Annotated in this window: 11 protein-coding genes; 8 read left to right on the forward strand and 3 right to left on the reverse strand. The window is 72.4% G+C overall.

Features of this window, described 5'->3' with window-relative positions:
- Nucleotides 1–217 precede the first annotated feature (217 nt).
- The 5 genes from QUY26_RS28785 (at nt 218) to QUY26_RS28805 (ending at nt 6,501) form a co-directional block, all read left to right on the forward strand.
- Complete coding sequence (locus QUY26_RS28785) at nt 218–1,819, forward strand: DHA2 family efflux MFS transporter permease subunit (protein ID WP_289951634.1); 1,602 nt, start codon at nt 218–220, stop codon at nt 1,817–1,819.
- A gap of 154 nt (nt 1,820–1,973) precedes the next feature.
- Complete coding sequence (locus QUY26_RS28790; RefSeq protein WP_289951637.1) at nt 1,974–2,606, forward strand: TetR/AcrR family transcriptional regulator; 633 nt, start codon at nt 1,974–1,976, stop codon at nt 2,604–2,606.
- A gap of 270 nt (nt 2,607–2,876) precedes the next feature.
- The gene (locus QUY26_RS28795; protein WP_289951639.1) at nt 2,877–3,899 is read left to right on the forward strand and encodes an endonuclease/exonuclease/phosphatase family protein; all 1,023 of its coding nucleotides are present in this window, start codon (nt 2,877–2,879) and stop codon (nt 3,897–3,899) included.
- A 196-nt stretch (nt 3,900–4,095) separates the two neighbouring features.
- Nucleotides 4,096–5,325, forward strand: coding sequence for an MFS transporter (locus tag QUY26_RS28800; protein ID WP_289951641.1), 1,230 nt, complete (start codon nt 4,096–4,098; stop codon nt 5,323–5,325).
- 391 nt (nt 5,326–5,716) lie between these two features.
- Nucleotides 5,717–6,501, forward strand: a protein-coding gene (locus tag QUY26_RS28805; RefSeq protein ID WP_289955696.1) for an IS5 family transposase whose coding sequence is annotated in 2 segments (ribosomal slippage) — nt 5,717–6,050 and nt 6,050–6,501 — 786 coding nt in all. Because the reading frame shifts where the segments join, the coding sequence is not laid out codon by codon here.
- 161 nt (nt 6,502–6,662) lie between these two features.
- Here the strand turns inward: QUY26_RS28805 and QUY26_RS28810 are convergent.
- From QUY26_RS28810 to QUY26_RS28820, 3 genes are all read right to left on the reverse strand, one after another.
- Nucleotides 6,663–8,414 (reverse strand): NAD+ synthase, encoded by a 1,752-nt coding sequence (locus QUY26_RS28810; RefSeq protein ID WP_289951646.1) that lies wholly within the window; start codon nt 8,412–8,414, stop codon nt 6,663–6,665.
- 366 nt (nt 8,415–8,780) lie between these two features.
- The gene (locus QUY26_RS28815) at nt 8,781–10,481 is read right to left on the reverse strand and encodes a multicopper oxidase family protein (protein ID WP_436840423.1); all 1,701 of its coding nucleotides are present in this window, start codon (nt 10,479–10,481) and stop codon (nt 8,781–8,783) included.
- 133 nt (nt 10,482–10,614) lie between these two features.
- The gene (locus QUY26_RS28820) at nt 10,615–11,229 is read right to left on the reverse strand and encodes a hypothetical protein (RefSeq protein WP_289951647.1); all 615 of its coding nucleotides are present in this window, start codon (nt 11,227–11,229) and stop codon (nt 10,615–10,617) included.
- Nucleotides 11,230–11,453: 224 nt separating this feature from the next.
- Between QUY26_RS28820 and QUY26_RS40985 the strand changes: the two genes are divergently transcribed.
- From QUY26_RS40985 to QUY26_RS28830, 3 genes are read left to right on the forward strand one after another with little or no spacing between them, the layout of a single operon-like run.
- Nucleotides 11,454–11,774 (forward strand): hypothetical protein, encoded by a 321-nt coding sequence (locus QUY26_RS40985; protein WP_354670716.1) that lies wholly within the window; start codon nt 11,454–11,456, stop codon nt 11,772–11,774.
- Nucleotides 11,753–12,016: an amino acid permease gene (locus tag QUY26_RS40990; RefSeq protein WP_354670717.1), complete on the forward strand. Its 264-nt coding sequence runs from the start codon at nt 11,753–11,755 to the stop codon at nt 12,014–12,016. Before QUY26_RS40985 ends, QUY26_RS40990 begins: the two co-directional genes overlap by 22 nt.
- Nucleotides 12,017–12,029: 13 nt before the next feature.
- Entirely contained in the window at nt 12,030–12,761 is a 732-nt protein-coding gene (locus QUY26_RS28830; protein WP_289951649.1) for a DUF998 domain-containing protein, read from the forward strand.
- Nucleotides 12,762–12,817: the final 56 nt, after the last annotated feature.

Below are 12,817 nucleotides of genomic sequence, written 5' to 3' on the forward strand. Positions count from 1 at the left end.
ATGGTGGCATCGCGTGCCGCTCGGAAGCTAGGGGGTGTTCTTTCGGCCAATTCCGGCCCGTGTGTGGACCTGGTGGGGGCCGGGAGCGCGGAGGCTTCGGTTCCGGTGGATGGACGGAAAGATTCCACATGGTGGACCGGGAAAGGGCGCGTAAAGCCTTCCCCATCCTTTTCAATACGAGACGGTATCGTATCGAAATGGGGCTAGGGTGAGACCCATGACCACACCTGCCGTCCCCGACACGCCCCGGATACCGGAGGCGGTGCACCGGCGTCGCTGGGCGATCCTCGGCGTCCTCATGCTCAGCCTGCTCATCGTCGTCCTGGACAACTCGATCCTGAACGTCGCCATCAAGACCATCTCGACCCCCGAGCCCACCGGCCTCGGCGCCACCCAGGGCGAGCTCGAGTGGGCCATCAACTCCTACACGCTCGTCTTCGCCGGCCTGCTCTTCACCGCGGGCCTGCTCGGCGACCGCCTCGGCCGCAAGAAGGTGCTGCTCGCCGGGCTCGCCGTCTTCGGCATCGGCTCCGCGCTCGCCGCCCAGTCCGGCTCGCCCGCCGAACTCATCGGCTTCCGCGGCCTGATGGGGCTCGGCGCCGCCTTCGTGATGCCCGCGACCCTCGCCGTCCTCATGCACGTCTTCGAGCGCGAGGAGCAGCCCAAGGCCATCGGCATCTGGGCCGCGGGCGTCGGCCTCGCCGTCGCCATCGGGCCCATCACCGGCGGGGTGCTTCTCGACCACTTCTGGTGGGGATCGGTCTTCCTCATCAACGTACCGATCGTGATCGTCGCCATCGGCCTGATGATCGTGCTCGTCCCCGACTCCAAGGACCCGAAGCCGGGCCGCATCGACCTCGTCGGCGTCGTGCTCTCCGTCATCGGCCTGGTGCTGCTCGTCTACGGCATCATCAAGGGCGGCCAGCTCGCCGACTTCACCGACCCCGAGGCCCTCGCCACGATCCTCGCGGGCCTTGCCGTGCTCGTCGGCTTCGTCTGGTACGAGAAGCGCAGCGACCACCCGTCCATCGACATCTCGTACTTCAAGAACCGCGTCTTCTCCGCGGCCATCACCGCCATCGCGCTCGTCTTCTTCGCGCTGATGGGCGTCACGTTCTTCGCCGTCTTCTACACCCAGAGCGTGCGCGGGTACACCCCGCTGGAGACCGGCCTGCTCATGCTGCCGCTCGCCGTCGCCCAGCTGATCTTCGCGCCGCGCGCCCGGCTCGTCGTCGACCGCTTCGGGGTGCGGGCCGTCTGCGCCGGCGGGCTCACGGTGATCACCCTCACCCTGGTCGCCTTCACCCTCCTCGACGCCGACACGCCGATCTGGGTCATGGAGGTCATCTTCTTCTTCATGGGCGCGGGCATGGCGCACATCATGACGCCCACCAGCGTCGTCATCATGCAGGCGCTGCCCCGCGAGAAGGCGGGCTCCGCGTCCGCCCTCAGCAACACCTTCCGGCAGGTCGGCGGCGCGCTCGGCATCGCCGTCCTCGGGTCCGTCCTCTCCGCGGCCTACCGCGGGGGCGTCGAAGACGAACTCAAGGTGCTGCCGCCCGGGGCGCGGCACACCGCGGGGGAGTCCATCGAGGCGACGCTCGGGGTGGCCGGGCGGCTCGGGGGGCGGGGCGATGCCTTGGTCTCCGCGGCCAACGACTCGTTCCTGCACGCCATGCACGTCACCGCGCTGTGCGGGGCGGGGGTCGCCCTGGTGGGCGTGCTCGTCGTCTCCCTGTACTTGCCGGGCAAGCCGCCGAAGGAGGCGGTGGCCTCATCGGACGCTCCGGCCCCCGACCGGGTGGGCGCCGACCACTGAGGGCGCCGTAGGCCGGGGGCCGTGCCCACCCGTCCCGCCCAGCGGGCCGGGTGGACACAGCAGGCGTCCACGGCCGGTACGGCAGTGCCCCCCGGCCCCGCGGCGGGACCAGGGAGAATGCGGGGGACGCACACCGCAGAGGAGTCGAGACATCGTGGAGCAGGGCCGCATCGGCAAGGGGGAAGACGTCGTCGCCAAAGGGGCGGGTGTCCGGGGCCGTCCGCGGAGCGAGGCGGTGGAGCGCGCGATCATCGAGGGCGTCATCAAGCTCATCGAGGACGGCGTCCCCCTCGCGGAGCTGTCCATCGAGCGCGTCGCCCGCACCGCCGGCGTGGGCAAGGCCACCATCTACCGCCGCTGGACCGGCAAGGAGGCCCTGTTCGTCGACGTCCTGCGCACCCTGGAGGAGCCCCCCGCCGAACTCCCCGGCACCTCCATGCGCGACGACCTCGTCGCCCTCGTCGAACACATCCGCCGCCGCGGCCTCAACATGCGCTCGTCCGCGATCCTGCACAACGTCTTCGCGCAGATGAAGAGCCTGCCGAAGCTGTGGGAGGCCTACCACAGGACGGTCATCGACCCGCAGCGCCGCGTCTCCTACGAGGTGCTGCGCCGCGGCGTCGAGACCGGCGAACTCCGCGCCGACGTCGACATCGTGCTCGCCAACGAGCTGTTCGTCGGCCCCATGCTGGTACGCAGCGTGCTGCGCCCCGACGCCCCGCTGGACGAGGACCTGCCGGAGCGCATCGTCGACATGGTCCTCGACGGGCTGCGGCCCGTGAAGTGAACCCCCGGCCGCGCGCGTGGCGTTCGCCACCCTCGCCGCGGCCGTACGCCTCTTGCCCACCACCGGTCGCGTACGCCACGCTCCCTGGACGATGTGCGCGTTTCGTCACAGAGGCCGTGCCTCGCGCACACATCCGGAACCTCGCGAGTCCGCCCGGTCGTCCTCGTGCCCGTACGGCCGTCACCGGACGGCGGAGCAGACACGCGATCATCGCCTAGGGTGCAGGGGCGGGGAGACGGTGTGCACGGCAGTCAGTGAGGCGACGAGAGTATGGCGCAGGCGTACAAGGCGGAGACGGACAGCGGCGGCTCGCAGCACGACCGCCAGGGTTCGCGACTGCGACGCCTGGTCGGCGGATGGCGGGGCGACCCCGGCATCTGGCGGCGCGGGCTGATCACGGCGGGGATCGCGGTCCTCATCGGACTCGTGATGCTGCTGCACGCCCAGATCCCCAACGGGGTCGGCAACCTCGGCAGCCTCACCGAGACCTTCCTGCCCTGGCTCGGGGTGTTCGTCCCGGTCCTGCTCGTCATCGCCGTCGTCCGTAAGTCCGCGACGGCCCTGATCGCACTCGTGCTGCCGGTGGCCGTCTGGTTCAGCGCCTTCGGCGGACTCATCACCGACAAGTCCGGCAGCGGCGGCGACCTGACCGTCGCCACCCACAACGTGAACGCCGACAACCCCGACCCGTCCGGCACCGCCCGCGACGTCGCCGCGTCCGGCGCGGACGTCGTCGCCCTGGAGGAACTCACCGCCTCCGCCGTGCCCACGTACGAGAAGGCGCTCGCCGGCACGTACAAGTACCACTCGGTGCAGGGCACCGTCGGTGTGTGGAGCAAGTACCCGCTCACCGGCACCAAGCCCGTCGACATCAAGCTCGGCTGGACGCGCGCGATGCGCACCACCGTCGACACGCCCAAGGGGCAGGTCGCCGTGTACGTGGCGCACCTGCCGTCGGTGCGGGTCAAGCTCGACGCGGGCTTCACGGCCGGGCAGCGCGACGACAGCGCCGACGCGCTCGGCGAGGCCATCGGCGACGAGCAGCTCGACAAGGTCGTGCTGCTCGGCGACCTGAACGGCACGATGAACGACCGCGCCCTGAACGCCGTCACCTCCCAGCTGCGCTCCACGCAGGGCGCCGCGGGCGACGGGTTCGGCTTCAGCTGGCCCGCCTCGTTCCCGATGGCCCGCATCGACCAGATCCTGGTCAAGGGCGTCGAGCCGGTGTCCTCCTGGACGCTGCCGGAGACGGGCAGCGACCACCTGCCGGTGGCCGCGAGCGTCGACCTCTGACGGTCACCCGCGCTTCATCCCGCGGGGCGGTCGGCCTTAACCCCGCGGAATACGTGGGTCGGGAGCCTTTGTTTCGACGGTAAACTTACGGATTCGGCTTCGTATCGACCGGTGGTACGGATCCGCCGGTGGTACGGACCCGGATTCCGTACGCCCGCCGTCCCGCGCCCCCGTCCCCCTGGAAGGTACGTCCCTCATGCCCCTGGCCCTGCTCGCCCTCGCCGTGGGCGCCTTCGGCATCGGCACCACCGAGTTCGTGATGATGGGGCTGCTGCCCAACGTCGCGGACGACCTGCACATATCCATCCCCACCGCCGGGCACCTCGTCTCCGCGTACGCCCTCGGTGTCGTCATCGGCGCCCCGCTGCTCGCCGCCGTCACCGCGAAGCTGCCCCGGCGCCGTGTACTCATCGGCCTCATGGCCCTCTTCGTCGTCGGCAACGCGGTGTCGGCCGCCGCGCCCGACTACCACTGGCTGATGGCGGCCCGCTTCCTGAGCGGGCTTCCGCACGGCGCGTTCTTCGGCGTCGGCGCGGTCGTCGCCACCGGGCTCGTCGGGCCCGAGCGCAAGGCGCGGTCCGTGTCCCTGATGTTCCTCGGGCTCACCGTCGCCAACGTCGTCGGCGTGCCCGTCGCCACCCTCATGGGGCAGCAGCTCGGGTGGCGCGCCACCTTCCTCGCCGTCAGCGCCATCGGGCTCGCCGCCATCGTCGCGCTCGCGCTCCTCGTGCCCGCCGACCACGGGCACGGCCGGCACGCCGGGCTCCGCGGGGAGCTGCGGGCCCTCGGGTCGCTGCCCGTGTGGCTCGCCCTCGGCACCACTGTCGCGGGCTTCGGCGCCCTCTTCGCCGCCTACAGCTACGTCACCCCGATGCTCACCGAATCCGCCGGGTTCGCCGAGGCCAGCGTGACGCTGCTGCTCGCCCTCTTCGGCGTCGGCGCCACCGTCGGGAACCTGCTCGGCGGGCGGCTCGCCGACCACTCCCTGCGCGGCACCCTCTTCGGTGGGCTCGGGGCGCTCGTCCTCGTCCTGCTGTTCTTCCCCGTCCTCATGCGGGCCGAGTGGAGCGCGGCCGTCGGTGTGACGTTGCTCGGAACGGCCGCGTTCACGACGGGGTCGCCCCTGCAGTTGATGGTCATGGAGAAGGCCGCCGCCGCGCCCTCTCTCGCGTCCTCCGCCAACCAGGCCGCCTTCAACCTCGCCAACGCGGGGGGTGCCTGGATCGGGGGGCTCGCCCTCGCCGCGGGGTTCGGTGTCACGTCGCCCGCCGTGGCCGGGGCGGGGCTTGCCGTCTTCGGGATCGGGGTGGCGGCGGTGGCCTACGCGGTTGATCGCGGCCGGGAAAGCTCCTCCTGGCCGGGGGCCTCTGGGCGGCTGGTGGCCGAGCACGTGCCCGCGGCCGCGGCCGACGCCACCCGCTCGTGACCGGGAAGCGGGGGCGCCCCCCGCTTCCCGGCGCTCCGCGCCTCGTCCTCAAGTGCCGGACGGGCTGTCTCCCACCCGCCCGCCCGGACTTGCACCGGCGTGCCCGACGGCCCGGCACCTCAGCTCCGCCGGGGGCGCCCTCGTTTATCGGCGCTCCGCGCCTCGTCCTCAATCGCCGGACGGGCTGTCTCCCGCCCGGCCCCGTCGTTACCGCGGCCGGGGCGGTCCGCACTGCCTGCCCGGAGCGCCTACAGCCCGGCCCGCCGTACTTCAGCCCGCCTCGGGGAAGGTCTCAGCCCGTCGTGGGGGTCCCCCCTGCTCCTTAGACGCCATTTCGTTTGGTGTGATCTTGCGGCAGCCTGGGACGGTGACTTCTTCGCTTGTTGAGCGAATGGCTCCAGATGATCTGTGGGAGCTGTTCGAGCGGGTGGTGCCGCCGGCGCCGGAGCGTCCGCAGGGCGGCGGTCGCCGTCGGCATGGGGACCGGGAGGTGCTGGCCGCGATCATCTTCGTCGCCACCTCGGGCTGCACGTGGAACCAACTGCCGCCGGGCTTCGGCCCTTCGGGAGTGACCGCTTTCCGCCGGTTCACCGAGTGGTCCGAGGCGAGGGTGTGGGCCAAGCTCCATCGCCTTGTCCTCGATGAGCTCGGCTCCCGCGGTGAGCTGGACTGGTCGCGCTGTGCGATCGACTCAGTCAGCGTCCGCGCCCTCAAAGGGGGCGGCTGACGGGACCGAATCCGACCGACCGCGGCAAGAACGGATCGAAAATCCACCTGATCGTCGACCGTCACGGCCTGCCTCTCTCGCTCGGAATCTCCGCCGCCAACCTCCACGACAGCCAGGCCCTCATCCCGCTGGTCCGCGGTATCCCGCCCGTCCGCTCCCGCCGCGGCCCCAGGCGTCGGCGGCCCGCCAAGCTCCACGGCGACAAGGGGTACGACTACCCCCACCTGCGACGCTGGCTCTCTTTACGGCAGATCACCCACCGCATCGCACGCAAGGGCACTGAGTCTTCCCAGCGCCTGGGTCGGCACCGCTGGGTCGTGGAACGGACGGTGTCCTGGCTGTCGGGCTGCCGCCGACTCCACCGCCGATACGAACGCAAGCCCGAGCACTTCCTCGCCTTCACCGCCATCGCGGCAACCCTCATATGCCATCGCAGAATCGCCAAATGAAATGACGTCTTAAGAGCTTGGGGAAGTTTGAGGACGAGGCGCGAAGCGCCGATTCGGGGGTGCCCCCGTCCCACGGCAACGGGGACGCCCACCCCCGGGGTCCAGGGGCGGAGCCCCGGTTTCGGGAAAGGGTGGGACTGGGGCGCCCCGCGAGGAGGGCGTCAGCCTGTTTCGCGCCAGCGGTTCGTGATCGGGAGGCGGCGGTCCTTGCCGAAGCCCTTGGGGGAGATCTTGGTGCCGGGCGGGTACTGCCGCCGCTTGTACTCGGCGGCGTCCACCATGCGCAGCGTCCTCGTGACGAGTTCCGCGTCGAACCCCGCGGCAACGATCTCGTCGGCCCCCTGATCCCGGTCGACGTACAGCTCGAGGATCCCGTCGAGCACGGGATAGTCGGGCAGCGAGTCGGTGTCCACCTGGTCGGGCCGCAGCTCCGCGCTGGGCGGCTTGCTGATGGAGTTCTCGGGGACGGGCGGGGTCTCCCCGCGGGAGCGGGCGGCCTCGTTGCGCCACCGCGCCAGCCGGAAGACCGCGGTCTTGTAGAGGTCCTTGATGGGTCCGTACGCCCCGACCGAGTCCCCGTACAGCGTCGAATACCCCACGGCCAGCTCGGACTTGTTGCCGGGCGCGAGCACGATGTGCCCCTCCTGGTTGGAGAGCGCCATGAGCATGGTCCCGCGCAGCCGCGACTGGAGGTTCTCCTCGGCGAGTCCGGTGAGGCCGAGGGAGTCCATGTAGGCGTCGAACATCGGCGCGATGGGGATGTTGCGCAGGTTCAGACCGGTACGCCGCGCCAACTCCTCCGCGTCGCTCACGGAGTGCTCGGACGAGTACCGCGACGGCATCGCGACCCCGTACACGTGCTGCGCCCCCAGCGCGTCGCACGCGATCGCCGCCGTCAGCGCGGAGTCGATGCCTCCGGAAAGCCCGATCAGGACGGAGGAGAAGCCGTTCTTGGTGACGTACGCCCGCAGGCCCACGACGAGCGCCGAGTACGTCTCCTCGTCGTCGTCGAGCCGGTCCGCGTACCCGCCGTCGAACTCCGCCTCGTACGCGGGCAGCGGCTCCTCGGACAGCGTGACGTGCTCGACGCGCAGGCCGTCGTCCACGACGCCCTCCGGCACGGCGCCCGCGGCGGGCAGCTCCAGGTCGAGGACCACGCACCCCTGCGTGAACTGCGGCGCCCGCGCGACGACTTCGCCGTCCTTGTCCACGACGATGGAGTCCCCGTCGAAGACCAGCTCGTCCTGGCCGCCCGTCATCGCGAGGTACGCGGTCGTGCAGCCCGCCTCCTGCGCGCGCTTGCGCACCAGCTCCAGGCGCTGGTCGTCCTTGTTCTGCTCGTACGGCGAGGCGTTGATCGAGAGCAGCAGGCCCGCGCCCGCGGTGCGCGTCGCCGGGACGCGGCCGCCGTCCTGCCAGAGGTCCTCGCAGATCGCGAGCGCCACGTCGATGCCGTGCACGCGGACGACGGGCAGCGTCTCGCCCGGCACGAAGTACCGGAACTCGTCGAAGACGCCGTAGTTGGGGAGGTGGTGCTTGGAGAAGGTCAGCGCCACCTCGCCGCGGTGCAGCACCGCGCCCGCGTTGCGGGGGGCTCCGGCCGGCTGGCCGTAGCGCGGCTTGGCCTCCTCGGTGCGGTCCAAGTAGCCGACCACCACGGGGAGTCCGCCGAGGCCCTCGTCGTCGAGGCGGGCCGCGAGGGCGCGCAGCTCCCGGCGGGAGGCGTCGACGAAGGACGCGCGCAGGGCGAGGTCCTCCACGGGGTAGCCGGTCAGCGCCATCTCGGGGAACGCGGCCAGGTGCGCTCCCTGCTCGGCGGAGTGCCGGGTCCAGTGGACGATCGCCTCGGCGTTCTGGGAGAGATCGCCGACGGTCGAGTCGATCTGATTCAGGGCGAGGCGTAGTTGAGGCACGCCGCCCAGTCTAATCGTCAAAGCGACGCGATGCCCCTGCGGCCGGGTGTGGGGCGGCCCACGTGGGGCGTGGGACACGGCGGTCGGATGCGCCCCGGCGCCGGGCGGGCACGGGGGCGCACCCAGGCGGCTGCCGGGGGCGCACCCGGGGTGCGGGGGGCGGGGCCCCGCCCCCCGGGGCCGGTCAGGGCCGGCGACCGAGTGCCGTCACGGTCGGCAGCCGAGCGCCGTCACGGGCGGCAGTCCAGTGCCGTCACGGTCAGCGGCCGAGTGCCGTCAAGGGCGGGCGGCCGAGTGCCGTCGCGGTCGGCCGCCCGGGCCGGCAGGCCGGTGCCGGGACCCTGCCGGAGCAGCGGCCGTGCGCCCTCAGGAGCGATAGCCGAGCACCGTCATCATCCCCGCCTCCGCGTGGTAGACGTTGTGGCAGTGGATCATCCACAGGCCGGGGTTGTCCGTGTCGAAGTCCACCGTCAGCGTGCCGTTCGGCAGCACGACCGCCGTGTCCTTGCGGGGGCGTCCCGGGGTGCCCGCCAGGGCGAACGTGTGACCGTGCAGATGGAGCGGGTGCCACATCGTGGTGCCGTTGGTGAAGGTGATCCGGACCCGTTCCCCGGCGCGGACCGGGAGCCGCCTGTCGGGGGAGTAGGGCTTCCCGTCGAACGCCCAGTCGTACTTCGCCATGCCGCCCGTCAGCCGGATCCTGACTGTGCGGTCCGGCGCCCGGTCCTCGAGGGCCACGGAGTCGTCGGCCGTGAGCCGGTCGGCGAGGAGCACGCGGCCCGTCAGCTCCTCGGGGCGCGCCGACGCGGGCGGTGGCGCGCCCCCGCCCGTGCGGAGCAGCGCCCGGGCCGCCGCCTTCTTGCCCTCGGCCACCGCCGTCAGCGGAAACACGCCGTCCTTGACGGTGACCAGGACGTCGTACCGCTCGCCCATGCCGATGAGCAGCGCGTCGGCCTTCTTGTGCCGCACCGGGAAGCCGTCCGTGTGCGTCACCGTCAGCTCGTGGCCCCCGAGCGCCACCCGGAAGGCCGTGTCGCCGCCCGCGTTGATCAGACGGATGCGGACGCGGTCGCCGGGGCGGGCGCGGAAGGTCGTGGGGGCCTTGGGGGTGCGGCCGTTGAGCACGTAGTGGGGGTAGGCCACGTCGCCCGCGTCCGGGCCGAGGAGGTCGCTCTTGGCGCCCATCATCATCCGGGAGGGCCCCGTCGGGCGGCTCGGGTCGGGGGTGTCCTCGGACCGCGACATCGACATCGACATGTGGGACATGTCGTGCCCGCCCCCACTGGCTCCGGCGCTGTCCCCGCCGTCGCTCCCGCCGTGGTCCATCCCGGCCCGCAACTCCTTGAGGACGGCGTCCGGGGTGGAGCCGTCCACGCCGTCGACCCAGTCGTCCAGGACGACGACCCACTCCTTGTCGTACTCCAGGGGCTCCTTGGGGTCGTCGACGATCAGGGGTGCGTAGAGACCCCGGTCCTGCTGGGTGCCCGCGTGGGGGTGGAACCAGTACGTCCCCGGATGGGGGACCTTGAAGCGGTACGTGAAGTCGGCGCCGGGCCGGATCCCGCGCTGGGTGAGGGCGGGGACGCCGTCCATGTCGTTGCGCAGGGCGAGGCCGTGCCAGTGCAGCGTGGTGGGCTCGGGGAGGTGGTTGGCGAGGGTGAGGGCGAGGGTGTCGCCCGCCGTGACGCGGACCTCCTTGCCGGGCAGGTCCTCGCCGTACGCCCAGGTGCGGACCGTGGGGCCGCCCAGGTCGAGCGTGGCCGGGGCGGCGGTGAGCCGCACCTTCCTGATCCGGCCGCCGCCGGGGCGCCTGCGCTCGGCCGCGGCGACTTCCCGGCCGGTGGGCGTCACATAGCCCTTCGGGGCCGCGGAAGGACCGCCCTGGCCGCCGCCCGCGTGCCCGGAGTGGGAGCCGTCGCCGGAGCAGGCCGTCACCAGGCCCGTGCCGACGGCGGCGATCGCGGCGCCGAGCAGCGTCCGGCGCGACGTGTCGCAGATCCGGCGCGATGGGTCAGGGGCCCCGGACGTCCCCGAGGGCTGCGGGGTGCGTGAGATGGGTGTGCGCATGGTTGATGAACACCTCGTCTGTGTGGTGCGTGCAGAAGGGCGCGTCTGCTGCTTCTGGTACACCGCTCACCGCCCGGAGGTTCCCCTTCCGTCTCCGGGCGTGCGGGCAGCGCGAAACAGCCGGTACGGCGGCCTATACGCGCAGCACGGAGAGGCGGGTGAGGAGGGCGCGGGGCGGCGGAGGGTTCGGCCGCAGGGCGTCGAGGAGGCGGGCCCGGCCGGGCACGTACGCGGGGGCGCCCCACAGCCGGTGGCGTACCGCCGCGCGCAGCAGGACGAGGGTGAGGGCGGCGCCGAGGACGGCCAGGCAGACGGAGAGGGGGTCCATGCCGGAGTCGTGGCCGCCCGTCGGGCCGCCCGCGGCCGGACCCAGGACCTCCGGGCCGGTGCTGTTCGGGGCCGCGGCGGCCGCGTGGCGCACGGTCGTCGGGCTGACGCCCGCCGGAGTCGTGACCGTCGGGCTCACGTATGCCGGGCTCTTGGCCATCACCCCGCGCGCGTGCCCGCCACCGCTCTCCCCGCGCGCGTGCCCGCTACCGCTCTCCCCGCGCGCGTGGACCACGCGGCTCTCCCCGCGCGCGTGTCCACCATCCGCAGCCACCCCTGCGGCCCCACCCGCAATAGCCCGTTCGGCGCTCGCCCCGTGCTCCCGGGGGTGCCCCAGCGAATGCATCGCCACGATGCCGAAGAGGAGCGCGAGGAGCAGCGCGAGCTGGCTCGCGCGCGTCGTCGGGCTCTTCGGGGTCACGGCCCGGAGCCTACCCCGCCTGGGTATGGGGTGACATGCGGGCCCGGCACCCTCCGACGATCATGAGCCCATGACGACCACGGACGAACCCGGGCGGAACGGCGCGACGCCCGGGGCCGCGGTGGCGGCGAACGTGGCCGGCCTGCGCCCCTCCCCGTCGATGGCCCTGCACGGCCTCTACGTGGCCGTCGCCATCGTCGTCATCTACTGGACCGGGGTGGGGGGTGACCTCGCGCGGCACGAAGACCGTCGCGGGCCTCTCCTCGCTCGGCCTGGTGGTCGGCACGCTGGTGCCGGGCGTCGTGCTCGTCGCGCTCGGCGTCGTCCTCCTGGGGCAGGGCAATCCCTCCGAGGCGCCGATGAGCCCCGACCACTGGCTGTCGCCCTGGACGGGCCTGGCCGGCCTCGTCCTCATCGTCAACAACGTCCTGTCGTACGCGGGCACGGAGACGAACGGCGTGCACGTCTCCGCCTGCCGCCGTTCCTGCAGAAGTTCGACCGGCACGGCGTCCTACTCGACACCATGGTCGCGCAGGGAGTCGTGACCACCCTCATCGGTGTCCTGTACGCGTTCAGCGACGACGTGTCCAGCGCGTACTGGATGTTCTCCGTCATCACCGTGCAGATCTACCTCATCGCCTACCTGCTGATGTTCGTGGCCGCGGTGCGGCTGCGCGCCACGCAGCCGCACGTGCGGCGCGGCTTCGTCGCGCCCGCCGCCTTCCTCAAGTACCGCAGACCGGAGTGGATTCACCCTGACCACCAGCGCGCGAACACCACGGACTAGCCTTTGTCCCCCTATGTCACCCGAGCATCCCGACACCCGAGCCCGCGACGCCGCCCGCACGGCCGTCGCGGCCCTCCTCGTGCTCGGCGCCCTCGCCTACACCACCTGGGCCCTCGAAGCGTTCCTGCCGACCGGGCTCTCACCGCTGCGGTCCTACGTCAGTGAACTCGCCGCCGAGGACCAGCCGTACGGGACGTTCTTCCGCTCCCTGGACTTCGCGGCGGGCGTCCTCGTGTGTGCCGGGGCGGTCCTCGCGCTCCTCCGGCCCGCCAGGACCGCCGGGCTCCCGCGCGGCCTCGCCCTCCTGAGCACCCTCGGCTGGGTCGGCGTCGCGGTTTTCGGCGCGGCCACCGCGGCCGACTCACGGCTGCCGCTGAGCTGCGCGCCCACCGCGGACGCGGCCTGCGCGGCCAGGGAGCGGGCCGGGCTCGTGCCCACGGCGCACTCCGCGCACGCCGTCAGCAGCAGTGTCGCGGTGGCGGGAGCGCTGGTGGGCATGGTGCTGCTCACGGTCGTGGTGCGCAGAGCCGGCGCGCGGGGCGACGTCCGCACGGGCGGCCTCCTCGCCGTCCTCCTCGGCGTCGAACTGGCCGCCACCGTGTGGACGCTCGCGGCCGTCGCCGCCTTCGACGCCGGTCACGGGACGTGGGGGCTCGGGGTCGCGCAGCGACTTCAGTTGCTCACGATCGCGGTGTGGCTGGTGGTGGTGGCGTGGCCGGTACGGCGATCAGGGCCCCGGGAGTGAGGGCGGCGGCCATCGGGGCCATCGGTTCCGCCAGGGCCACCGGTTCCTTCGGGTCC

This window comes from Streptomyces flavofungini (genome assembly GCF_030388665.1).
Taxonomy (GTDB): Bacteria; Actinomycetota; Actinomycetes; order Streptomycetales; family Streptomycetaceae; genus Streptomyces; species Streptomyces flavofungini_A.

Coding starts and splice junctions, on each gene's coding strand:
- QUY26_RS28795 (WP_289951639.1), top strand. CDS start 2,877: ATGGCGCAGGCGTACAAGGCGGAGACGGACAGCGGCGGCTCGCAGCAC.
- QUY26_RS28830 (WP_289951649.1), top strand. CDS start 12,030: ATGTCACCCGAGCATCCCGACACCCGAGCCCGCGACGCCGCCCGCACG.
- QUY26_RS28800 (WP_289951641.1), top strand. CDS start 4,096: ATGCCCCTGGCCCTGCTCGCCCTCGCCGTGGGCGCCTTCGGCATCGGC.
- QUY26_RS28815 (WP_436840423.1), bottom strand. CDS start 10,481: ATGCGCACACCCATCTCACGCACCCCGCAGCCCTCGGGGACGTCCGGG.
- QUY26_RS28785 (WP_289951634.1), top strand. CDS start 218: ATGACCACACCTGCCGTCCCCGACACGCCCCGGATACCGGAGGCGGTG.
- QUY26_RS40990 (WP_354670717.1), top strand. CDS start 11,753: ATGGTCGCGCAGGGAGTCGTGACCACCCTCATCGGTGTCCTGTACGCG.